Annotated in this window: 18 protein-coding genes; 11 read left to right on the top strand and 7 right to left on the bottom strand. The window is 72.3% G+C overall.

Features of this window, described 5'->3' with window-relative positions:
• The 3 genes from AB0J87_RS19710 to AB0J87_RS19700 are packed head-to-tail and all read left to right on the top strand — an operon-like array spanning window position 1 to window position 2,860.
• A complete protein-coding gene (locus AB0J87_RS19710) occupies window positions 1-1,203 on the top strand; it encodes an ABC transporter substrate-binding protein (RefSeq protein WP_355201341.1) in 1,203 nt (400 codons plus the stop codon).
• Window positions 1,200-2,057 carry an ABC transporter permease gene (locus tag AB0J87_RS19705; RefSeq protein ID WP_363967029.1) on the top strand — a complete coding sequence of 286 codons (858 nt, stop codon included), beginning with the start codon at window positions 1,200-1,202 and terminating at the stop codon, window positions 2,055-2,057. The genes AB0J87_RS19710 and AB0J87_RS19705 overlap by 4 nt, the downstream gene beginning before the upstream one ends.
• Window positions 2,054-2,860 carry an ABC transporter permease gene (locus tag AB0J87_RS19700; RefSeq protein WP_363967027.1) on the top strand — a complete coding sequence of 269 codons (807 nt, stop codon included), beginning with the start codon at window positions 2,054-2,056 and terminating at the stop codon, window positions 2,858-2,860. The genes AB0J87_RS19705 and AB0J87_RS19700 overlap by 4 nt, the downstream gene beginning before the upstream one ends.
• A gap of 35 nt (window positions 2,861-2,895) precedes the next feature.
• Here the strand turns inward: AB0J87_RS19700 and AB0J87_RS19695 are convergent, their stop codons facing one another.
• Genes AB0J87_RS19695 through AB0J87_RS19670 form a run of 6 tightly spaced genes read right to left on the bottom strand, consistent with a single transcriptional unit; the run spans window position 2,896 to window position 10,385 of the window.
• Complete coding sequence (locus AB0J87_RS19695; RefSeq protein WP_363967025.1) at window positions 2,896-5,121, bottom strand: family 43 glycosylhydrolase; 2,226 nt, start codon at window positions 5,119-5,121, stop codon at window positions 2,896-2,898.
• On the bottom strand, window positions 5,118-6,587 hold the full coding sequence (locus tag AB0J87_RS19690) for a sulfatase-like hydrolase/transferase (protein ID WP_363967023.1): 1,470 nt from the start codon (window positions 6,585-6,587) through the stop codon (window positions 5,118-5,120). Before AB0J87_RS19690 ends, AB0J87_RS19695 begins: the two co-directional genes overlap by 4 nt.
• Window positions 6,584-7,552, bottom strand: a complete 969-nt coding sequence (locus AB0J87_RS19685) for an aliphatic sulfonate ABC transporter substrate-binding protein (RefSeq protein ID WP_363967021.1) — start codon at window positions 7,550-7,552, stop codon at window positions 6,584-6,586. Before AB0J87_RS19685 ends, AB0J87_RS19690 begins: the two co-directional genes overlap by 4 nt.
• Before the next feature lie 39 nt (window positions 7,553-7,591).
• Window positions 7,592-8,362 carry an ABC transporter ATP-binding protein gene (locus tag AB0J87_RS19680; protein WP_363967019.1) on the bottom strand — a complete coding sequence of 257 codons (771 nt, stop codon included), beginning with the start codon at window positions 8,360-8,362 and terminating at the stop codon, window positions 7,592-7,594.
• Window positions 8,359-9,159: an ABC transporter permease gene (locus AB0J87_RS19675; RefSeq protein ID WP_350736847.1), complete on the bottom strand. Its 801-nt coding sequence runs from the start codon at window positions 9,157-9,159 to the stop codon at window positions 8,359-8,361. The genes AB0J87_RS19680 and AB0J87_RS19675 overlap by 4 nt, the downstream gene beginning before the upstream one ends.
• The gene (locus AB0J87_RS19670) at window positions 9,156-10,385 is read right to left on the bottom strand and encodes an ROK family protein (protein ID WP_363967016.1); all 1,230 of its coding nucleotides are present in this window, start codon (window positions 10,383-10,385) and stop codon (window positions 9,156-9,158) included. The genes AB0J87_RS19675 and AB0J87_RS19670 overlap by 4 nt, the downstream gene beginning before the upstream one ends.
• 243 nt (window positions 10,386-10,628) lie before the next feature.
• On the opposite strand from AB0J87_RS19670, the gene AB0J87_RS19665 reads away from it, so the two are divergent.
• Window positions 10,629-13,478 (top strand): beta-galactosidase, encoded by a 2,850-nt coding sequence (locus AB0J87_RS19665; protein ID WP_363967014.1) that lies wholly within the window; start codon window positions 10,629-10,631, stop codon window positions 13,476-13,478.
• A 170-nt stretch (window positions 13,479-13,648) separates the two neighbouring features.
• On the opposite strand, the gene AB0J87_RS19660 is transcribed toward AB0J87_RS19665, so the two are convergent.
• Entirely contained in the window at window positions 13,649-13,981 is a 333-nt protein-coding gene (locus AB0J87_RS19660) for a putative quinol monooxygenase (RefSeq protein ID WP_357745995.1), read from the bottom strand.
• Between the two features lie 112 nt (window positions 13,982-14,093).
• Here AB0J87_RS19660 and AB0J87_RS19655 point away from each other — a divergent pair, with 112 nt between their 5' ends.
• The 7 genes from AB0J87_RS19655 to AB0J87_RS19625 all read left to right on the top strand — a co-directional run bounded on the left by AB0J87_RS19655 (window position 14,094) and on the right by AB0J87_RS19625 (window position 23,106).
• Complete coding sequence (locus AB0J87_RS19655) at window positions 14,094-15,704, top strand: ABC transporter substrate-binding protein (protein WP_363967012.1); 1,611 nt, start codon at window positions 14,094-14,096, stop codon at window positions 15,702-15,704.
• The gene (locus tag AB0J87_RS19650) at window positions 15,701-16,696 is read left to right on the top strand and encodes an ABC transporter permease (RefSeq protein ID WP_363967010.1); all 996 of its coding nucleotides are present in this window, start codon (window positions 15,701-15,703) and stop codon (window positions 16,694-16,696) included. The genes AB0J87_RS19655 and AB0J87_RS19650 overlap by 4 nt, the downstream gene beginning before the upstream one ends.
• Window positions 16,693-17,499 (top strand): ABC transporter permease, encoded by an 807-nt coding sequence (locus AB0J87_RS19645; RefSeq protein ID WP_350736863.1) that lies wholly within the window; start codon window positions 16,693-16,695, stop codon window positions 17,497-17,499. Before AB0J87_RS19650 ends, AB0J87_RS19645 begins: the two co-directional genes overlap by 4 nt.
• A complete protein-coding gene (locus AB0J87_RS19640) occupies window positions 17,496-19,115 on the top strand; it encodes an ABC transporter ATP-binding protein (RefSeq protein ID WP_363967008.1) in 1,620 nt (539 codons plus the stop codon). The genes AB0J87_RS19645 and AB0J87_RS19640 overlap by 4 nt, the downstream gene beginning before the upstream one ends.
• Before the next feature lie 32 nt (window positions 19,116-19,147).
• The gene (locus tag AB0J87_RS19635; protein ID WP_363967006.1) at window positions 19,148-20,476 is read left to right on the top strand and encodes a lanthionine synthetase LanC family protein; all 1,329 of its coding nucleotides are present in this window, start codon (window positions 19,148-19,150) and stop codon (window positions 20,474-20,476) included.
• Window positions 20,477-20,572: 96 nt separating this feature from the next.
• Entirely contained in the window at window positions 20,573-21,895 is a 1,323-nt protein-coding gene (locus AB0J87_RS19630) for an NtaA/DmoA family FMN-dependent monooxygenase (RefSeq protein ID WP_363967004.1), read from the top strand.
• Window positions 21,892-23,106, top strand: a complete 1,215-nt coding sequence (locus tag AB0J87_RS19625) for an LLM class flavin-dependent oxidoreductase (protein ID WP_363967002.1) — start codon at window positions 21,892-21,894, stop codon at window positions 23,104-23,106. The genes AB0J87_RS19630 and AB0J87_RS19625 overlap by 4 nt, the downstream gene beginning before the upstream one ends.
• Window positions 23,107-23,108 lie beyond the last annotated feature (2 nt).

Genomic DNA, 23,108 nt, shown 5'->3' with positions numbered 1-23,108 from the left:
ATGCGACCGAGCGGATTAGCTATCACCGCGGCGGCACTCGCGCTCGTCACCGCCTGCGGTGGCGGCCCCGCCACGACCGGCGGCGCGCCGGCGCCGGGCCAGAGCGGTTTCGTGCCGCCCAAGATCGACGCGCTGGGGAGCCTCGGCGCGGGCGAGGGCCAGGTCAACCTCGTGGCCTGGGCCGGGTACGTCGAGGACGGCGGCAACGACCCCAAGGTCGACTGGGTCACCCCGTTCGAGCAGGCCACCGGATGCCAGGTGAACACCAAGGTCGCGGGCACCTCGGACGAGATGGTCAACCTCATGAAGACCGGCCAGTACGACGCGGTCTCGGCCTCCGGCGACGCCTCGCTGCGGCTGATCGCGGCCGGCACGGTCGCGCCCGTCAACACCGCCCTGATCCCGAACTACGCGGACGTGTTCGACGGCCTGAAGGAGAAGCCGTGGAACTCGGTCGGCGGCGTCCCCTACGGCGTCCCGCACGGCCGCGGCGCCAACCTGCTGATGTGGCGCACCGACACCGTGAAGCCCGCGCCCGACTCGTGGAGCGTGGTGTTCGACCCGGCCTCGCCGTACAAGGGCAAGGTGACGGCCTACGACTCGCCCATCTCCATCGCGGACGCGGCCGTCTACCTGATGGCGACCAGGCCGGAGCTCGGCGTCAAGAACCCGTACGCGCTGGACGACCGGCAGTTCCAGGCCGCGGTCGACCTGCTCAAGCAGCAGAAGCAGATCGTCGGCGAGTACTGGTCCGACTACACCAAGGAGATCCAGGCGTTCAAGAGCGGCGACTCGGTGGTCGGCACCACCTGGCAGGTGATCGTCAACGTGGCGCAGGGAGAGAAGGCGCCGGTCCAGGCCACGCTGCCGAAGGAGGGCGCGACCGGCTGGTCGGACACGTGGATGGTGGCCGCCAAGGCAGCGCACCCCAACTGCGCGTACAAGTGGCTCGACCACATCATCTCGCCGAAGGCGAACGCCCAGGTGGCGGAGTACTTCGGGGAGGCGCCGTCGAACGCGAAGGCGTGCCGGGAGACCGCCGACCCCAAGCACTGCGACACGTTCCACGCCACCGACGAGGCGTACTTCTCCAAGGTCCACTACTGGACGACGCCGATCGCGCAGTGCCTCGACGGGCGTACCGACGTGAAGTGCAAGGACTACGCCGAATGGACGCGGGCCTGGACGGAGATCAAGGGGTGAGAGCGGCCGCCCGGGGCCCGGCGCGGCGGTGGCTCGCGGGCTTCCTGCACCGCCGGGCCGGGGTCCGGCTGTCGCTGCTGCTGTCGGCGCCGCTGGCGTGGCTCGGGCTGGCGTACCTGGGGGCGCTGGCGGCGCTGTTCGTCACCGCGTTCTACACCACCGACACCTTCACGGGGAACCTGGTCAGGACGTTCACCTGGGCGAACTTCCGGGACCTCGTCACCGTCGAGGTCTACAGGACGGTCGCGCTGCGCTCGGTCGGCGTGGCGCTCGCGGTGACCGCGATCGACCTGGTGGTGGCCTTCCCGATGGCGTTCGCCATGGCCAAGCTGGCCTCGCCGCGGGCGCGACGCTGGCTGGTGATCGCGGTGCTGACGCCGCTGTGGGCGTCGTACCTGGTCAAGGCATACGCGTGGCGGGTCATGCTGTCGTCGGGCGGGCTGCTGGGGTGGGGGTTCGGGGTGACGGCGACGATCCTGACGCTGGCGTACCTGTGGCTGCCGTACATGATCCTGCCGATCTACGCGGGGCTCGAGCGGCTGCCGGACTCGCTGCTGGAGGCGGCCGGGGATCTTGGGGCGCGGTCGTGGCGGGTGTTCCGCACGGTGGTGTGGCCGCTGGCGTTCCCCGCCGTGGTCGCGGGGTCGATCTTCACCTTCTCGCTGTCGCTCGGCGACTACATCGCCGTCAAGATCGTCGGCGGGCGCAGCCAGCTCATCGGGAACGTCGTCTACGACAACATCGGGGCGGCCAACAACCTGCCGTTCGCGGCCGCGGTGGCGACCGTGCCCGTCGTGATCATGCTGGCGTACCTGGCGGCGGTGCGCCGTACCGGGGCCTTGGAGAACCTGTGAACCTTTCGCGCACGGCCCGGCTGCTGTTCCGCCTCGCGCTCTTCGCGGGGCTCGGCGTGATCTACGTGCCGCTGCTCGTCGTGCTGCTCAACTCCGTCAACGCCGACCGCACCTTCGGCTGGCCGCCCCCGGGGCTGACGACCCGCTGGTGGGGCGCGGCCTGGAACTCGTCGGGGGTGCGCGACGCGCTGTGGACGTCCGTGCAGGCGGGGCTGGGGGCGACGGCCGTCGCGCTGGTGCTGGGCACGATGGCGGCCTTCGCCGTGCAGCGCCACCGCTTCTTCGGGCGCGACACGGTCTCCCTCGTGATCATCCTGCCCATCGCCCTGCCGGGCATCGTGACCGGGATCGCGCTGAACAACGCCTTCCGCACCGTGCTGGAGCCGTTCGGGATCGGCCTGGGGCTGTTCACGGTGGTGGTGGGGCACGCCACGTTCTGCGTGGTGACGGTCTACAACAACGTGCTGGCGCGGCTGCGGCGGATGGGCGGCTCGCTGGAGGAGGCGTCGGCGGATCTGGGGGCGGACCCGTTCACCACCTTCCGGTTGGTGACGTTCCCGATGATGCGCTCGGCGCTGCTGGCGGGCGGGCTGCTGGCGTTCGCGCTGTCGTTCGACGAGATCATCGTCACCACCTTCACGGCGGGGGCGGGGGTCCGGACGCTGCCGATCTGGATCTTCGAGAACCTCTTCAGGCCGAACCAGGCGCCGGTGGTGAACGTGGTGGCCGCCGCGCTGATCGTCGCCTCGGTGGCGCCGGTCTACCTCGCCCAGCGACTGTCCACCGACGTGGGCGCCCACTGACCCGCCGTCAGGGGGCGCCCACGGGATGGCGTGTGTCAGTCGCGGTACGTGCGGACGTAGTCGAACTCGGCGAGGGCGCCCGACCGGTTCATCGAGATCAGCCCGATCCTGAGCGGCCCCTTCGCCGGAAGGGTCCACACGCCGTTGCGCACCCAGCGCCGGCCGTCCCGGCTGGTCGCCGCGCGCACCTCGTTCTCGCCGTTCGCCGCGTCGAAGTGGTACGACATCCGCAACCACATCGTCCCGGCCGTCGGCCCCCCGAACATCGGCCCGTTGAACACGGCGGTCGGCGGCGTGGTCGTCGGCCGCTCGCCCTCCTTGGAGAACTCGCTGACCTGCAGCATCGCCCCGTTGCCGCGGGCCAGCGGCAGCACCGAGTGGGCCATCTTGAAGTACCGGTCGTCGTTCTCGTACAGCACGAGCCCGGCCTGCTGGTTGCCCTGCGTCGGCGCGAAGTCCAGCTTCGCCTCCACCGTGTAGTCGCCCTGCGGCGCCTCCCGCAGCAGCACCGACGCCGTGTTGGTGCCCCGGTGCAGCTCGGCGTTCTGGGTGGGCCAGGACAGCGCGCCGCCGGAGACGGCGACCCCGGGCGCCGGGCCGCGCACCCACTGCCACTTCGCGTCGATCGCCGTGCCGTCGAACTCGTCGCCGAACTCCGGCAGCAGCTCCCCGGGCGACGGCTCGGGCACCCGTTCGGTGACGGGCGTGTACAGTCTGGCGGCCCCGACGTTGTCGGCGTCGGCCGCGCCGCGCGCCACAGCGCCGACCGAGCCGGGGCGGGCGGCGGCCCGCGGCAGGGAGCGCGTCTGCTCCGCGACCGGATCGCCGAGCTTGTCACCGCTCACCTGGACGGTCAGCCGGGTGCCGCGCAACTCGGCGACCACGGTGTGCCAGGTGCCGAGGTCGAATCCGGCGGGCAGCGCCGTCACCTGCGCGCCGCGACTCGTGCCGCCGATCACCACGTCGGTGACCAGGGCGTTGCGGTCCCGGTCGAGCCAGGCCGCCACGTGGTTGTTCCGGTTGACGTGGGCGAGCGTGAGCCCGGCCGCGCCGGAGGACACCCGCAGGTCCGCCTGCGCCCGCACGTCGGCGGACGGCGTCTTCTTCGCCGAGACCAGGTAAGACAGGGCGCCGGTGTGGCCCGCGTACCCGTGGGCGTCCTGGCCGGTCCTCGCCTGCCAGCCGGGCCCGGCCTGCCAGCCGTTCAGCGAGCCGTCGCCGAAGGTGCCCCCGGCGTCGTACGAGGTGACCGGCGCGGGCTGGGCGCCCTCCGACGGCCCGGCCCCCGCGCGGACCACGGGCCAGCCGTCGATCCAGTCCAGCCGGTCGATCAGCAGCGGGCGCTTGGTCAGCCCCGACGGCCCGTTGGTGATCGGCGGGAAGTCCGGGTCGGCCGTCGAGATGGCGTGGTAGACCAGCCAGTCCTGGCCGGACAGGTCCGTGACGAAGCCGCTGTGGCCCGGCCCGGCCCAGCGGTTGCCGTTCGCGCCGACGACGATGGCGCCCTTGGAGGTCAGCTCCATCAGGTCCACGCCCTCGTCGTCCGTGAACGGGCCGAGCGGGCTGGTCGCGCGGCCGGCCTTGACCTGGTAGCCGCTGTAGGAGCCGTCGCAGCAGCCGGCGTCGGAGTAGAACAGGTAGTAGAAGCCGCCGCGGCGGACCACGTACCCGCCCTCCATCCGGCGGCCCCTGGCGACCTGCGTCACCGGGCCCTCGACGCGGGTGGCGTCGGCGTTCATCCGCGCGACGCAGATGGTGTCGTAGCTGCCCCAGTACAGGTAGTGGCCGCCGTCCACGTCCGTGAACTGGGCCTGGTCGATGGTGTTCGTCGGGCACGCGTCCTGGGCGGCGGCCGGGATCACGTCGCCCCGGTCCGTCCACGGGCCGGTCGGGCCCGGCGCGGTGGCCAGGCCGACGTCGCCGGAGGCCAGCGAGTAGTAGAGGTGGTACTGCCCGCCGACGTAGCGGATGTCGGGGGCCCAGAGCCGGGCGCCGGCGTGCCAGGCGGGCTTGGTCTGCGGGGTGAAGACCTCGCCGGCGTACTCCCAGCTCACCAGGTCCTTGGAGCGCAGGATCGGCAGCATCCGCTCGCCGGCCTCGCCCTTGCTGCTGAACACGGGGTTCTGGGTGCCGTAGGCGTACCAGAGCCCGTCCCTGGCGTGGATCACCGTCGGGTCGGGGAGGGAGTCGACCACGCCGGCCGAGACCGGGTTGCTGAACAGCCCGGACAGCAGGGCGGCGACGCCTAAGAGGATCTTCATGCCGTGGTGTCCTCTTTCTCGAAAGCGCTCAGCGTGGGGTCGTAGTCGGAGTGGCCGATGTCGTACATCGGGGTCATCCAGTGGTAGAAGTTGTCGCCGCGCTCGCGCAGCAGGTCGTACATCCTGCGCATCAGGCGGCGGCGGACCGGGGCCAGCTCGGGGTGGGTGTAGCGGTTGCTGAGCTCGTACGGGTCGGCGTGCAGGTCGTACAGCTCGTTGACCGACTCCGGGTTGACGACCAGCTTGTAGCGGTCGTCGCGGAGCATCCGCTGCGGGTAGGGGAAGTGGTGGCCGTGGAACTCGGCGAGCAGCTCGCCCGGCCACTCCGGACGCTCGCCGCGGACCAGCGGCACCAGGCTGCGGCTGTCCACCGCGGGCCCGGTGTCGCAGCCCGCCAGCTCCATGATCGTCGCGGTGCAGTCGGTGAGCGTCACGAACTCCGTCCTGACCTGCGGTTCCGCACCGGGGATCCGGACGATGCCGGGGATGCGGTAGATGTCCTCGTACATGGCCGGGCCCTTGTCGTGCAGCCGGTGCGCGCCGGTGAACTCGCCGTGGTCGGCGGTGAAGAAGACCGAGGTCTGATCCGACAGACCCAGCTCGTCGAGGCGGTCGAGGATCCGCCCGAGCTGCCGGTCGATCAGCGTCACGTAGCCCCAGTAGACCGCGATCAGCTTCCGCGTGACCTCGATCGGGATCGTGTCGAACGTCCAGTGCTCGCTGTAGTTGCGCTGCACCGGCGGCTTGCCCTCGAACGTCTCCGCGATCGACGGCGGCAGCTCGACCAGCGCCGGGTCGTACATGTCGAAGTACTCGTCCGGCAGCAGGTAGGGCAGGTGCGGCCCGAAGAAGTGCGCGGCCAGGAAGAACGGCCGGCCGTCGGCCGCGTACCTGTCCAGGTGCTCGATGGTCCGGGTCGCCAGGTAGTGCTCGAACGTGGCCTCCTCCGGCTGGTGCAGCCGGGCGGCCAGCAGGTTGCCCTGGTTGCCGTTGGGCGTGGTGCCCCGGATCAGGTCCGAGATCCGGTACGGCGGCAGCCCCCGCTCCTCCAGGTACGCCAGGTAGTCGGGATGATCGACCGGGTTGTGCCAGCCGGGCAGGTCGGGCCCGTCGAAGCCGTAGGAGGCGGCGTTGCGCGTGGTGCCCCCGTGCCACTTGCCGATCAGCCCCAACTGGTAGCCGCGCTCCTTCAGCGCGCCGGGGAAGGTGAAGGCGTCCTCCCGCAGATCCTCCAGGTAGCCGACGTTGCGCTCGTAGTTCGCCAGCAGCCGGTGCCGGAACGGCGCCTGCCCGGTGAGCAGGCTGGCCCGCGCCGGCGTGCAGATGGCCGTCGGCGTGTAGAACCGGTCGAACCGGGTGCCGGTCGCGGCCAGCCTGTCCAGGTTGGGCGTGGCCACGTGCGGGTTGCCGTAGCAGCCCAGGGTGTCGACGCGGTGCTGGTCGGTCATCAGGAACAGCAGGTTCACTTGCTGAACGCCTTCTCGTAGAGGTCGCCGGTGTAGTACGTGGCCGGGTCGGGCCGCGACTTGAGCTGGCCGGTGCCGACGAAGAAGTCGCCCAGGCTGTTCAGCCACTTGGCGACCGTGCCGTCCTTGGTCTTGGCGACCAGGTCGGCCGTCGTCATCGTCTGGACGTTCGCCGCGTCGGCCTTGACCTTGGCCGGGTCGAGCTTGAGCAGCGTGGCGGCCTCGGTGATCGCCTCGTCGGGGTGGGCGGCCCGCCAGTCGTTGGCCTCCTGCAGCACCTTGATGACCTTGCCGGTGAGCTCCTGGTCCACCTTGGGGCCGCCGACGAACGCGGTCGGGAACGAGTTGTCCGGGAACTCCCTGGTGCTGGCCACCTCCACCGTGCCCGGCACCTTCTGCTTGATCGTGTCGATCAGCGGGTACCAGATGCCGGCGCCGTCGATCTGCCCCGCCGAGAACGCCGACACGACGGTGGCCGGGTCCATCGGCACCTTCTGGATGTCCTGGGCGGTCATCCCGGCCTTCTTCAGCGCCAGGTTGAGCACCATGTCGCCGGACGTGCCCTCGGGCACGCCGACTTTCTTGCCCTTGAGGTCCTGCATGGTCGAGATGCCGGGGCGGCCGATGACGCGGTCGGCGTACGCGAGCGTGTTGATCGCGACGACCTTGGCCTTGCCGGTGGCGGGCAGCCACATGGCGCCCGGGCCGATGTAGCCGAAGTCGAGGTCGCCCGCGCCGAGCGCCTGGATCTGCAGCGGCCCGTTGGTGAAGACCTTGATCTCGGGAGTGAGGCCCTGCTTCTGCCACAGGCCCTGCTTGTTCGCGATCGCGAGCAGGCTGGCGCCGTTGTAGTCGCTGATGTAGCCGAAGCGGACCGTGCTGCCGTCGCCGGAGCAGGCGGTCACGGAGAGTGCCAGCACGGTCGCCGCCGTGGCGGCCGTCAGGGCGCGGCGAAGAGAACGCATGGCGGGTGGCTCCTTTCGGGGGAGGGGGAGGGTGGAGGGTCAGGCCGCGGGTGCCTGGTGGTAGACGGAGTGCCAGACCTCGTTGCGGATCCGCCCGAACTCGGGCGACAGCCGCATCTCCTCTGTCCTCGGGTAAGGCAGGTCCACGTCGATGACCTGCTGGACGCGGCCGGGCCTGGCCGCCATGACGATCACGCGCCTGGCCAGGTAGACGGCCTCGTCCACGTCGTGGGTGATGAACATGACCGTGCGCTGCTCCTGGCTCCAGGTGTCGAGGAGCTGGTCCTGCAGCTGCACCCGGGTGAGCGCGTCGAGCGCGCCGAACGGCTCGTCCATGAGCAGGACCTGCGGGTTCACCGCGTACGCGCGGGCGATCGCGCAGCGCTGCTTCATGCCGCCGGACAGCGTCTTGGGCAGCGCGTCGGCGAAGTCGGACAGCCCGACCAGCTCGATCGCCCGCTCGGCCCGCCGCCTGCGCTCGTCGGCGGGCAGCTCTGCCAGCTTCAGGCCGAACTCGACGTTCTTGCGCACGGTCAGCCACGGGAACAGCGCGTACTGCTGGAAGATCACCCCCCGCTCGGGCCCCGGCCCGGTGACCGGCACGCCGTCCACCAGCACCTCGCCCGACGTGGGCTCGACCAGCCCGGCCGCCATGCTCATCAGCGTGCTCTTGCCGCACCCCGACGGGCCCACGACCGTGACGAACTCGCGGTCGGCGATGTCCAGGGACACGCGGTCGAGCGCGGTGAACGTGGTGTCCTTCATCGGGTACGTCTTGATGACGTCCCGGAACGAGATCTTGCTGTTCATCGGCGTTCCTGCCAGTCGGTGAGGTGGCGCTCGGCCAGCAGCAGCAGCCGGTCCATCAGCAGGCCGAGCACGCCGATGGCGATCAGGCCCACGAAGATCGTGGACAGGTCGTAGTAGAGCTGGGCCTGCTGCATGCGGAAGCCCAGGCCCTCCTGGGCGGCGATCAGCTCCGCGGCGACCAGCGTGCCCCAGGCCGAACCGAGCCCGACCCGCATGCCGACCAGGATGAACGGCGTGGAGGCCGGCACCACGACCTTGAGGAAGATCGTCCGGTCGGACGCGCCGAGCACGCGGGCGGCGTTGATCAGGGTCCTGTCCACGTCCACCACGCCTTGGAAGGTCGCCACGACGCTGGACAGGAAGGCCGCCAGGAAGATCACGAAGACCTTCGGCACCTCGCCGATGCCGAGGAGCACGATGGCCAGCGGGATGATGGCCAGGGGCGGGATGGTCCGGAAGAACTGGATGTAGGGCTCGAGCAGGCCGCGCGCGGTGGCGTACCAGCCCATGAGGAAGCCGATCGGGACGGCCAGCAGGGTGCCGAGCAGGAAGCCCAGCAGCACCCTGCGCAGGCTGGCCAGCGCGTCGCCCAGGAGCGTGCCGTCGGCGATCAGCTCGCCTGCCTTGGCCGCGACCTCGAGCGGGGTCGGCAGGGCCTGCACGCCCAGAACGCCCAGCAGCGTCCAGACGGCCAGCCCGGCGGCGACCGCGATCAGGTTGAGCGCGACGGCCCGCTGGGGACGCCTGGGGGCGCGCCGCACCGCCGGGGATTTGGCCAGCGTGGTGAGCTGAGTCATGGTTGCCTCTGCTTGGTTTCCTCGAGGAGGTCGGGCGCGAGATCGGGGCCCGCGGGGGAGCGGGACAGCAGCGGGGACTCGTGCAGCACCAGGGCGATGCCGCCGAGGGCGCCCGCGGCCTCGCCGAGCGTGGCCCGGCGCAGGCTGACGCGGTGCCTGGAGACCGGCATGACCCGGGCGCGCAGCGCCCGCTCGACCGGCTCGATCAGCGCGGGGCCGGTCTCCGCCAGCTCGCCGCCGACCACGATCGCGGAGGGGCCGATCGCGTTGCACACGGCCGCGAGCACGCCGCCGATCGCGCCGCCCACGTCCTTCAGGAGGGTCAGGGCCGTGCCGTCGCCCGCCCTGATCGCCTTCACCAGCTCGGGCACGTCGTCGGCCCGCCCGCCCGCGGCGCGGTAGGCGTCCAGCACGGCTCTTATCGAGGCCACGGTCTCCAGGCAGCCGGCGCCGCCGCAGTCGCAGGGCGCGCCGTCCGGGTCGACCGTGATGTGGCCGAACTCGCCGGACAGCCCGTACGCGCCCCGGTGCAGCGCGCCGCCGACCACCAGGCCGCCGCCGACACCGTGGGACAGGCGCAGGTAGAGCACGTCCCGGTCGCCGGCGGCGGCGCCCCAGATCGCCTCGCCCAGGGCGGCCAGCCTGGTGTTGTTGTCCAGCAGCACCGGCGCGCCGAACCGCTCGCGCAGCAGCGACTGCACGGGGTGGGCGGGCTCGTCCGACTCCAGGTCGTCCTCGGGCTCCGGCGCTTCCAGGTCGTCCTCGGGCTCCCGCCAGCCGACCGGGCCGACCACGCCGGCGCCGATCGCGCTGAGCGCGCCCAGCCGCAGGCCGCCGTCGTTGAGGGAGCCGACGAGCCGTTCGGCCAGGTCCACCCGCTGCAACCAGGGCAGGTCGGCGTCGTGCGGCTCGCTGGCCGAGCCGACGATCTCGTGGGCCAGGTTGACGGCGGCGACGTGCACCGCGCGGCGGGCGAAGTCGATGCCGATGGCCTGGCCGGCCTCAGGGTTGAGGGTCAGCGTCTCGGCCGGCCGGCCGCGGCCGCGCGGGGCGTCCTGCGGGCTGGAGGTGACGACCGCGCCGCCGGCGACCAGCCCGGCGAGGATGTCGTACAGGGTCGTGCGGGAGAGCTGGCAGAGCTTGCCGAGCTCGCCCCGGCTGAGCGGGCCGTGCTTGCGCAGCAGCCCGAGCACGAGCTCTTCGTGCCCGCGCCTCAGCTGCGCCAAGGGACCACGGGGGTGTGACATAACGCGAAGTGTGCCGACCTAGCGTGTTTTTCGTCAATAACCCGGAAAAAACCACAAATATGGCGATGAGCTGGGAGAACGCCGTGCGAAGGGTTTCGCGGCGCTCGTAACTTTCCGGTAACAGGCCGTGCGCGGTGATCGCCCCGCAAGCCCGATCCGTTGACTTTTGTTTGGATGATCGCCAAATTAAAGACAGTCCGCAGCCGACCCTGGAAGGCGACCATGAGGCGCTTGCTCGCGGTGTTCCCGGTCCTGCTCTGCGTCCTGCTGGGAGTGCCTGCGGGCGTCGGCGCGGCCGCGCACGAGGTCACGTACGACAGGTACTCGCTGAAGGTGGACGGCGAGCGGCTCGTCCTGCAGTCGGCCGAGTTCCACTACTTCCGGCTGCCGAGCCCCGAGCTGTGGCGGGACGTGCTGGAGAAGCTCAGGGCGGCCGGGTTCAACGCGGTCTCGATCTACTTCTCGTGGGCGTACCACTCGCCGAAGCCCGGCGTGTACGACTTCACCGGCGTGCGCGACGTGGACCGCCTCCTGCGGACCGCCCGGCAGGCCGGCCTGTACGTGATCGCCCGCCCCGGGCCGTACATCAACGCCGAGAGCACCGGCGGCGGCCTGCCCGCCTGGGTGAAGACCGTGCCGGGACGGGCCCGCAGCAGCGCGCCCGGCTACCAGGCCGCCTACCGCGAGTGGCTGCACCGGATCAACCCGATCATCGCCAGGCACCAGGTCACCGGCGGCGGCCCGGTCATCCTCTACAACGCGGAGAACGAGTACCAGGTCAACACCGATGCCGCGTACATGCAGGACATCCAGGACCAGGCGCGGGCGGACGGCATCGACGTGCCGATCACCACCAACGACTGCTGCGACGCCGGGAGCTGGAGCTCGACGTGGGCGACCGGCCCGGGGGCGGTGCAGATCCCGGGGGTGGACGACTACCCGCAGTCCTTCGAGTGCGCCACTCCCGAGGTCTGGGGGCCCTGGGGGGAGGGGCTGACCGAGCGGCTGCGCGACGACATCCCGGTGTTCGCCGCCGAGTACCAGGCGGGCGCGATCGACCTGGGCAACGCCGGGTACGACAGGTGCCGCGAGCTGACCGGCCCGGCCTACATGAAGTACTTCTACAAGAACAACCTGGTCACGACCGGGGCGACCATGTTCTCGTACTACATGGGGTACGGCGGCACGAACTGGGGCTGGCTGGCCCAGCCCAACGACGTCTACACCTCCTACGACTACGGCGCCGCCATCACCGAGGCCCGGCAGCTCACGCCCAAGTACGACGAGTTCAAGCGCCAGGGCTACTTCCTGGAGGCTGTCGCGCCGCTGGCCAAGACCGATTCGGTCACCTCGCCGGCCGCGCCGGACAACCCCGCCCTCACCACCACGGCCCGCGCGAACCCCGACACCGGCACCCAGTTCGTCCTGGTCAAACATGCCGACCGGGCCGCCACCGGCACGGACGACGCCACCCTCGACTGGGCCGCCCCCGACGGCCGCCACCGGGTGCCCGTGCGGGTCAAGGGGCGCGACGCGCACGTCCTGGTCGCCGGGTACGACCTGGGCGGCCAGCGCCTGGTCCTGTCCACGTCCGAGATCATGACGCACGCCTCCATCGGCGGCCGTGACGTCGCCGTCCTGTACGGCACCGCGGGCTCGCCCGGCGCCACGATCCTGCGCTACGGCTCGCGGCCGGCGGTCAAGGTGCTCGAAGGGGACGTACGGGCCGAGTACACCGGGGGCGACCTGCGCCTCGACTACACGCACGACGGCCTGGCCCGGGTGCTCGTCACGGGCGGCGGGCGGCGGCCGCTGCTGCTCCTGCTCGGCACGGACGAGACGGCGGCCGGGTTCTGGCGGGCCGAGACGGGGGCGGGGCCGGTGCTCGTCCGCGGCACCGCGCTGGTCCGCTCGGCCTCGGCGAGCGGCGACACCCTGAGGCTGGCGGCGGACACCGCGGGCGGGCTGGTCGAGGTGTTCGCGGGCCCGGCGGCGAGGCGGCTGCGGATCGGCGCGGAGGACGTACCCGTCACCCGCACCCCGAGCGGCTCGCTCCTGGGCTCCACCCGCGCCCCCGAACCGGTCCGCCTGCCCGCGCTGGCCGCCTGGCGCTCCCGCGCCGAGGCCCCGGAGGCCGCGCCCGGCTTCGACGACTCCCGCTGGACCGCCGCCGACCACACCACGACCGTCAGCCCGCACCAGCCGAAGACCCTGCCCGTCCTGTACGCCGACGACTACGGCTACCACTACGGCAACGTCTGGTACCGGGGCCACTTCACCGCCGCCGGATCCGAGACCAGGATCGACCTGAACGCCGTCACCGGCCTGCGCGGCAACTACCTGGTCTGGCTGAACGGCCGCTATCTCGGCTCGGCCGCCGGAGGCGTGGAGGCGGACTCCGGCGACGCGTCGACCCCGCCCAACCCCGACCCGGGCCCCGGCCACTTCGACCTCCCGGCGGGCGTGCTCAGGCCGGGCGTGGACAACGTGATCTCCGTCCTCGTCGCCAACATGGGCCACAACGACGACTGGATCGCCGACGACCTGCGCTTCAAGCAGCCGCGCGGCCTGGTGGCCGCCACCGTCGGCGGCACCGTCGGCGGCCCTGTCGGGGGCACCCCGATCTCGTGGCGCATCCAGGGCTCACCGGGCACGGACCCGCTGCGCGGGCCGCTCAACAACGGCGGCCTGTACGGGGAGCGCACCGGCTGGCATCTCCCGACTTATCCCGATAAATCCTGGAAAACCGCCAGCGCTGAGCTGACCCCCGGCGTCACCTGGCTCCGGACCGCGTTCCGCCTCGACCTCCCCAAGGGTCAGGACGCGCCGGTCGGGCTCCGCTTCGGCGGCGACCCGTCGCCCGCGTACCGTGTGCAGATCTTCCTGAACGGCTGGAACGTCGGCCAGTACGGCGGCGACATCGGCCCGCAGCGCGACTTCGTGCTCCCCGCCGGGATCCTGGACGAGCACGGGACCAACACGATCGCCCTGGCCGTCACCGCCGAGCAGCCCGTGACGGGTCCCGGGCCGGTCAGCCTGTTCGCCTACGGTAACGTCCGCCAGGGCCGCTGACCGCCGTACTCCGGCGAAGGTCCCTTCGAGGGGGGAGGGGCGCCGCGCTCGGGCCCTCGGGCTTCGGAGGGCCGGCCGTCACACGTGGGCCCCTGGACTTCGGAAGGTCGGCCGCCGCGCCCGGACCCTGGGGCTTCGGAGGGGCGGCCGCCGCCCCCAGGTCCGGGGCGCTAGTCGCGGTCCGGGACGGCCAGTTCGCCGAGCAGGGACCAGTCGTCCTGCGGGACGGTGGCGTTCACGATGCGCGGCGTCTCGGCGAGGTGGGGCGGCAGCGTCTGCTGGGCCTGCTTGAAGTGGGCCGACTGGACGTGCGCCGCCCCGGCGTCGCCGTCGCGGAACGCCTCCACCAGGACGTACTCCACCGGATCCTCGACACTCCGCGACCAGTCGAACCACAGGCAGCCCGGCTCGGCCCTGGTCGCCTCGGTGAAGTCGGCGACGATCTCCGGCCAGCGGTCGGCGTGCTCGGGCAGGATGCGGAACTTGGCGGTAATGAAGATCATCGGGCTGCCTCCTTCGAGTCCGTGGGGATCAAGCGTATCGAGATGACGTTGACAGGCATTCATGCATTACCTACCGTTTGGCTAGGTAATGCCTCGGCCCCAAGGAATGCGTGTGAAGAGACTCAAGGGCATCGTCCCCTTCGTCCTCGTCGTCTCCCTGACCGCCTGCGGCTCTCAGCAGCCCGCCCAGCAAACCCAGGACGCCTCCCTGACCTGGGCCATCGAGACCCAGCCGCTCACCTTGAACCCCCAGCAATGGGGTCAGAACAAGGTCCGGCTGCTCGTGTTCAACCAGTTCGACGCGCTGCTCTCGCGCCAGAAGGACGGCACGTTCCAGCCATGGCTGGCCAAGTCGTGGAAGGTGTCGGACGACGGTCTGACGTACACGCTGGAACTACGCGACGACGTGACCTTCCACGACGGCACGAAGTTCGACGCGGCGGCGGTCAAGGCGAACCTGGAGCAGTTCCTGGTGCCCGGCTACAACCCCGGCATCGCCTCCATCCAGCTCAAGTCCTTCGCCAGGGCCGAGGTGAAGTCGCCGACCACCGTCGAGATCACGCTGAAGGAGCCGGACGCGCTCTTCCTCGACTTCCTCGCCTCGCCCCTCGCGGGGCAGGTCTCGCCGAAGTCGCTGAAGGCGGCCAAGGACCTCAAGTCCGGCGGGCCCGACCTGGTCGGCACCGGGCCGTTCATCCTGGAGTCGTACGTGCGGGGCCAGGAGATCCGCTACCGGCGCAACCCGGACTACAAGTGGCCACCCGCCGGGTCCGGTCACCAGGGGCCGGCCTACCTGTCGCGGATCACGTACCGGTTCCTGCCCGAGGCGGCGGTGCGCGTCGGCGCGCTCACCTCCGGGCAGGTGCAGGTCATCGAGGGCGTCCCGGCCACCGATGCCGCCATGATCAAGCAGGATCCGGGTCTGACGTACCAGACCTCGCTCAACTCGGGCACCTCCTTCTCCTACTACTTCAACACCGCCCACGCCCCCTTCGACGACCAGCGCGTACGGGAGGCGTTCCGCGAGGCCGTGGACGTGGACGCGGTGCTCAAGGCCGTCTACCAGGGCACCGCCACCAGGGCGTGGAGCGTCGTCACCAAGGGCGGGCCGTTCTACGACGCCTCGCTGGAGGGCGCCTTCGGCGGCGACACCGCCAAGGCCAACGCCCTGCTCGACGCGGCCGGCTGGAAGCAGCGCGACGCCCAGGGCTACCGCGTCAAGGACGGCAGGCGGCTCACCGTGCGCTCCGTCGCCTCCGCGCCGTTCGTCCGCGACCGCCGCGACATCCTCGCCCAGGCCATCCAGGCGCAGGTCAAGCAGAGCGCCGGGATCGACTTCCAGGTCAAGATCGTGGACCAGGGAACGGCGCAGAAGGCCTACACCGAGGGGGAGTACGAGATCTTCGAGAACTCCCGCGGCGACGCCGACGCGGGCGCTGCGCTCAACCTGATCCTGCCGCGCAAGGGGCCGATCAACCGCACCGGCTTCTCCGACCCCGACGTGGAGAAGTGGCTGGCCACGGCCGCGGCCTCCGCGTCCCTGGACGAGCGGAAGGCGCTGTACGCCAAGGTGCAGCAGGCCGTGGTGAAGGACAAGGCGATCGTGTTCCCGGTCTACGTGCCCGCCGACCAGATCGCGGCGCAGAAGAGCGTCCAGGGCCTGGGCTTCGAGGCCGGCTCCGGCACGCCGCGCAGCGCGTACGACGTCCGGATCGGCACATGACCGGACAGCCGGTGACGGCCCGCGACAGGGACACCGCCAAAACCCGCGGCAGGGACGCCGTCAAAGCCCGGGGCAGGGGTGTCGTCAAGCGGGTGCTCGCCGGGCTCGCCGTGCTGTGGGCGGCGGCCAGCGCCTCGTACGTCGCGCTGCTGCTCGCGCCGGGCGACACCATCGACATCCTGGTCGGCGACGGCCCCGACACCCCCGAGATCCGGGCGCGGATCGTCGCCGAATGGGGGCTCGACCGGCCGGAGGTCGTCCAGTACGTGTCCTACCTGTGGCGGCTGCTCCACGGCGACCTCGGCCGCTCGTACCAGCTCCAGCTCGGCGTCGGCGAGATCCTGTCCACCCAGCTGGGCCCGACCCTGCAGCTCACGCTGGCGGCGGCCGGGGTCGGGGTGTCGCTCGCCGGGGTGATCGCCGTCGTGACCGCGGGGCGGGGCCGGTGGCTGCGCGGCGCGGCCTCGGCGGCCGAGCTGGTCTCGGTGTCGGTGCCGCCGTTCCTGATCGGGCTGGTGCTGCTTGCGGTGTTCTCGTTCACGCTCGGCTGGTTCCCCGTGTCGGGGGCGTCCGGGCCGCAGGCGCTCGTGCTGCCCGCGCTCGCGCTGGGCCTGCCGATCGCGGGCGTGCTCGGCCAGGTGCTGCGCGGCGGCCTGGAGCGGGCGCTGGAGCAGCCGTTCGCCGTCACGGCCAGGGCCCGCGGGCTGAGCGAGCCGCGGCTGGTGGCCAGGCACGCGCTCCGGCACGCGCTGATCCCCGCCGTGACGCTGGCCGGGTGGTTCACCGGCACGCTGCTCGGCGGGGCCGTCATCACCGAGGTGCTCTTCGGCCGGCCGGGGCTCGGGCAGGTGGCGATGCAGGCCGTCACGGGCCGGGACATGCCGGTGGTGATGGCCGTCGTCCTGCTGTCGGCCATCGTGTACGTGACCATCAGCACCCTCCTCGACCTGGCCTACCGCGCCATCGACCCCCGGATCGGAGGCCGGCCGTGACCTCGTCGCGCTCGCTGCTCGCGCCCGCGGCGTTCCTCGTCCTGCTGGCGGTGGCGGTGGCCGCCCCCGGGCTGCTGACCGGCGTGGACCCGCTGGCGGCCGACCCGGTGAGCGCGCTCGCGCCGCCGGGCGGCGCGCACTGGTTCGGCAGCGACCACCTCGGCCGCGACGTGCTGTCCAGGGTCGTGCACGGCGCCCGCCACTCGCTCAGCATCGGCGTCACCGCGACCGCCCTGGCCGTGACCGCCGGGGTGCTGCTCGGCCTGGCCGCCGGGCTGTCGCCGAAGTGGCTGGACGAGGCGCTGGCCAGGTCGTTCGACGTCCTGTCCACCCTGCCGGAGCTGCTGCTCGCCTTGCTCGTCATCGCCGTCACCGGCCCCGGCACGGGCAACGTCATCTTCGCCATCGCGGTCGCCCAGATCCCCAACTACGCCCGCGTCATCCGCGCTCAGACCTTCGTCGTGCGCCACGCCGGATACGTCGAGCAGGCCGTCACGTTCGGCCGGTCCAGGGCCGCGATCACCGCCGGGCACGTGCTGCCGAACGTGCTCGGGCCGATCCCCGTCCTGGCCACCATCGGGCTCGGCCAGGCCGTCATCGCCGCCTCCGGGCTCAGCTTCCTCGGCATGGGCCCGCAGCCCCCGGCCGCCGAATGGGGCGCGATGCTCTCAGAGGCCCGCAACTACCTGCGGGTGGCCTGGTGGGAGGCGCTATTCCCCGGTGTCGCGATCACGCTGACCGTGGTCAGCCTCACCGTCGTCGGCCGCCGGCTCCAACGCCGCTTCGAGGGGAGAACCCCATGACGACCTTTGCCTCCCCTCCGACGGTCGCCACCCTGGTCGCCGTGGAGGACCTGCGCGTGAGCTTCGGCGGGACCGAGGTCGTGCGCGGCCTCTCCTTGTCGCTCGCCCCCGGCGAGTGCGTGGCCGTCGTCGGCGAGTCCGGGTCCGGCAAGAGCGTCACGGCCCGCACGCTGCTCGGCCTGGCCGGGCCGGGCGCCACCGTGCGGGCGGCCGCGTTCAGTGTCGGCGGCCGGGACGCGCTCGGCTTCGGACCGGCGCAGTGGCGCGGGTTGCGCGGCGGGTTCGCCGGGCTGGTGCTGCAGGACGCGCTGGTCTCCCTCGACCCGCTGCGGACCGTGGGGGCCGAGATCGGTGAGGTGCTGGCCGTCCACGACGTCGTCCCGCGGGCACGGCGCCGCGACAGGACGCTCGAACTGCTCGACGCGGTCGGCGTGCCCGATCCGCCGCTGCGTGTCGGGCAGCACCCGCACCAGCTCTCCGGCGGGCTGCGGCAGCGGGTGCTGATCGCCTCGGCCATCGCGGCCGGACCCGAGCTGATCATCGCCGACGAGCCGACCACCGCGCTCGACGTCACCGTGCAGGCCCAGATCCTGCGACTGCTGGCCGCGCGCCGGGCCGCCGGCTGCGCGCTGCTGCTGATCAGCCACGACCTGGCCGTCGTCGCCTCGATCGCCGACCGCATCCTCGTCATGAAGGACGGCCGCGTCGTCGAGGAGGGCCCTGCCGGGAGCGTGCTGCCGGCGCCGTCGCACGACTACACCCGCTCGCTGCTGGCCGCCGTCCCGTCGGCCGCCTCCCGGGGCACCCGCCTGTCCACCACCCTGTCCACCGCGCCGCCGGGCTCGCCGCTGCCGCGCCGCACGCCGGACCTGTCGGCGCCGGTGCTCGCCGGCACCGGCCTGTCCAGGTCGTACGGGCCGCGCCGGGTGGTCGACGACGTCTCGTTCACCCTGTACGAGGGTGAGACGCTCGGCGTCGTCGGCGAGTCGGGCTCGGGCAAGACCACCCTGGCCCGCCTGGCCCTCGGCCTGCTCGAACCGGACGCGGGCCGGGTCACCCTGCACGGCCGCCCGTGGAGCCAGGTGCCAGAACGCAAGCGTCGCCCGCTCCGCCGCCGGATCCAGCTCATCTCCCAGAACCCGCTCGACTCCTTCGACCCCCGCCACACCGTCGGCCGCCTGGTCGCCGAGCCGCTCGACCTGCCCGCGGCCGGGCGCCGGGCGCGGGTGCTCGACCTGCTCGAACGCGTCGGCCTGCCGCCCGGCGTCGCCGGCCGCCACCCGCGCGAGCTGTCGGGCGGCCAGCGGCAGCGTGTCGCCATCGCCAGGGCCCTCGGACCCCGCCCCGACGTGCTGGTCTGCGACGAGCCGGTCTCCGCGCTGGACGTCTCGATCCAGGCCCAGGTGCTGGACCTGCTCGCCGAGATCCAGGCCGAGTACGGTACTGCCATGCTGTTCATCAGCCACGACCTCGGCGTGGTGCACCACGTCAGCGACCGGGTCCTGGTCATGAAGGACGGCCGGGTGGTCGAGGAGGGCGACGTGACGGAGGTGTTCACCCGCCCCCGGCACCCGTACACGCGGGAACTGGTCGCGGCGGTTCCCCGGCTTTCCTGAATTTCCTACCAAATGTGTGGGATACTGGACGGGTGAGTCTGGACAGGATCCGCGCGTCGAGCGCCCGAGCCGATTCCCCGCTGACCGCCGCCATCCTGGCGGGGCGATGGATCAGATCCGCCGCGGCGGACGACGAGCTCGGAAGGCGCTGGCTGGCCAATCCCGATCCGCACGGCGGGTCGGCGGTCACCTCCGAGCCCTCGTCCCTCTACTCGGGGGCGGCGGGCGTCGTGCTGTTCTTCCTCGAACTGGCCGCGGCCACCGGCCACGAGGCGTACCTGGAGGACGCCAGGCAGGGGGCCCGCAGGCTCGCCGCCACCTGGCGCGAGCAGGACGACGTCTCCCTCTATCACGGGCTGACCGGCACGATGGTCGCGCTCATGGAGGCGGGCTGGGTGCTCGGCGACGGCGCGTTCGAGGCCGAGGCCGCCGCCATCGCGGACGTGATCGTCCGCCGGGGCCGGGAGTCCGAGGGCGGTGTCGGTTGGTCGCGGGATCCCGCGCAGCGCGGCGAGGGCGGCGTCATCCTCGGGCTGCTGCGGGCCGCCGCCCACCTCGGCGTGCCCGCGTACGAGGAGGCGGCCGTCGAGGCGGGCCTGCGGATCGCCCGGCTGCCCGTCCCCGGGCACCGGTTCGGCGACTGCGCCGACCTGCCCGTGGACGCCGTCACGCCCGGCTTCCTCGCCGGCACGGCCGGGACCGCGTTCCTGCTGGCCCGCCTGTACGGGGTGACCGGCGACGAGCGCTTCCTGTTCGCCGCGCGCAGCGGCGCGGCCTTCGTCCGCGAGGTCAGCGTCGTGGCCGGCGGCTGCGCGGTCGTGCCGCACCACGTGCCGCACGCCAGGGAGCTGCACTACCTGGGCTTCTGCTCCGGCTCCGCGGGCGTTGCCAGGATGTTCTACGAGCTGTACCGGGTGGGGGGCGACCCCGGCGACCTGGAGTGGGTGGAGCGGCTGGCCAGTGGCATCGTCAAGAGCGGCGTGCCGCGCCGCCGTACCGAGGGCTACTGGAACGTGGCCTGCCAGTGCTGCGGGACGGCCGGGCTCATCGAGTTCTTCGTGGGGCTGTGGGCGGCGACGGGGGAGGAGTCCCACCTGGAGTACGCCCGCGGGCTCGCCACCGACCTGATCGGCCGGGCCACCGACCACGACGGGCGCGGCTACCGCTGGTACCAGGCCTACCGGCGGCTGCGGCCGGGCGAGGTGACGGCCGACACCGGCTACATGGTGGGCGCGGCCGGCATCGGCGCCGCCCTCCTCCACCTCGACGCCGCAGGTCAGGCCGACCATCCGCGCCGCGTCATCCTGCTGCCCGACAATCCGTTCCCCGCCATCCCGCTGCCTGCTTCCGCGCTCCGTTGACAGCGATACCCAGTTTTCCTACTGTTTAACTGGGTATTGAGCCAAGGAGCACATCATGACCGAATGTGACGTCCCCTGCCGCCGCGAGCAGGTCGCATGAAGCAGGTCCACCTGGCCGCGCACTTCCCCGGCGTCAACAACACCACCGTCTGGACCGACCCCCGCTCCCGCAGCCAGATCGACTTCGAGTCGTTCGCCGACCTGGCCCGCACCGCGGAGCGGGGCAAGTTCGACTTCTTCTTCCTGGCCGAGGGCCTGCGGCTGCGCGAGCTGAAGGGCCGCATCCACGACCTGGACGTGGTCGGCCGTCCCGAGTCGCTCACCGTGCTGGCCGCGCTCGCCACCGTCACCGAACGCCTCGGGCTGGCCGCCACCGCCAACGCGACCTTCAACGAGCCGTACGAGCTGGCCAGGCGGCTGGCCACGCTCGACCACCTCAGCGCGGGCCGGGCCGCCTGGAACGTGGTCACCACCTCCGACGCCTTCACCGGCGAGAACTTCCGCCGCGGCGGCTACCTGGATCGTTCCGAGCGCTACACGCGGGCCGAGGAGTTCGTCCGGCTGTCGCGCGAGCTGTGGGACTCCTGGCGGCCCGACGCCGTGCTCGCCGACCAGGAGAGCGGGCGGTTCCTGCGGCCCGGGTCCGTCTCGGCGGTCAGCCACCGGGGCCGCCACTTCACCGTCGAGGGGCGCTTCAACGTCCCGCGCGGCCCGCAGGGCCACCCCGTGGTCATCCAGGCGGGGGACTCCGACGAGGGCAGGGAGTTCGCCGCGGCCAACGCCGACGTCATCTTCAGCCGCCACGGCACGCTGGAGGAGGGCCGGGCCTTCTACGCCGACGTCAAACGCCGGCTGGCCACGTACGGGCGGCAGCCGCACCAGCTCAAGATCATGCCGGCGGCGACGTTCGCGCTCGGCGACACCGACGCCGAGGCGGCCGAGCGCGCCGCCGAGATCCGCCGCCAGCAGGTCGGGCCGCAGACCGCGATCGCCTTCCTGGAGCAGATCTGGGGCCGGGACATGTCCGCCTACGACCCCGAAGGGCCGCTGCCCGAGGTGGAGCCCGCCGTCGAGCAGGGCGTCTCCCAGGGCCGGGTGCAGGTGGCCGACCGGGTCGCCGTGGCGGCGCGATGGCGGGCCGTGGCCGAGGAGAAGGAGCTGAGCATCCGCGAACTGGTGATCCACATGACCGGGCGGCAGTCGTTCGTGGGCTCGCCCGCGACCGTGGCCGCGCAGATCGAGGAGTTCGTGCGCACGGACGCCGCCGACGGATTCATCCTGGTCCCGCACCTCACGCCGGGCGGGCTGGACGACTTCGTGGCCGAGGTGGTGCCGCTGCTGCAGGAACGCGGCGTGTTCCGTACCGACTACGAGGGGGCCACGCTCCGCGAGCACCTCGGGCTGGGAGGCGCGGCATGACGCGGCCGCCCCTGCACCTGGCCGTCGCGCTCGACGGCGCCGGCTGGCATCCCGCCGCCTGGCGGGACCCCGCCGTCGACGCGCGGGAGCTGTTCACCGCCCGCCACTGGGCCGGGCTGGTCGCCGAGGCCGAGCGCGGGCTGCTCGACTTCGTCACCATCGAGGACGCTCTGGGGCTGCAGTCCTCGGGCCTCGACGGGCCCGACGACCGCACCGACCAGGTGCGCGGCCGGTTCGACGCGGTGCTGCTCGCGGCGGCGCTCGCGCCGCTGACCACGCGCATCGGGCTGGTGCCCACGGCCACGACGACGCACACGGAGCCGTTCCACGTGGCCGTCGGCATCGCGAGCCTGGACCACGTCAGCCTGGGGCGCGCCGGGTGGCGGGTCCAGGTCTCGGCCCGCGCCTGGGAGGCGGCCCACTTCGGCCGCAGGGAGATCCCGGCGCTCATCCCCAAACGGGACACGGCGGGCCGGTGGGAGCCCGACGAGCGGGCCCGGGAGCTCATCGCGGACCTCTTCGAGGAGGCGGCCGACGCCGTGGAGGTGGCCAGGCGGCTGTGGGACAGCTGGGAGGACGACGCCGAGATCCGCGACGTGGCCACCGGCCGGTTCGTCGACCGGGACAAGCTCCACTACATCGACTTCGCCGGATCCCGGTTCTCCGTCAAGGGGCCGTCGATCACGCCCAGGCCGCCGCAGGGGCAGCCGGTCGTGACCGTGCTCGACCACGGCGGGTCGCCGGTGCCGTACGAGCTGCCGGCCCGCGCCGCCGACGTCGTCTTCGTCACCCCGCACAGCCGTGACCACGCGCGGGACATCGTCGAGCAGGTCAGGAGCCGTCCCAGGGACGGGCACCCGCTCAAGATCCTGGCCGACCTGCTCGTCCACGTCGGCGACGACGCGGCCGAGCGCAGGGCCCGGCTCGACGGGCTCGCCGCGCCGCCCGAATCGGACGCGTACACCTTCGCCGGCACCGCCGCCGACCTGGCCGACCTGCTGCTGGACTGGCAGGAGGCCGGGATCGAGGGGTACCGGCTGCGGCCCGGCGCCGTGCCGCACGACCTGGCGGCGATCACCCGTGAGCTGGTCCCCGAGCTGCGGCGGCGCGGCGCCTTCAGGAGCCGGTACGAGGCCGCCACGCTGCGCGGGCACCTCGGCCTGCCGCGCGCGATCAACCGTTACGCCTCCCAGAAAGCAGATATTGCGTGAAA

Origin of the sequence: Nonomuraea sp. NPDC049625 (assembly GCF_040675285.1) — a bacterium.
Classification (GTDB): domain Bacteria; phylum Actinomycetota; class Actinomycetes; order Streptosporangiales; family Streptosporangiaceae; genus Nonomuraea; species Nonomuraea angiospora_A.
This window is presented reverse-complemented; position numbering and strand designations above follow the sequence as displayed.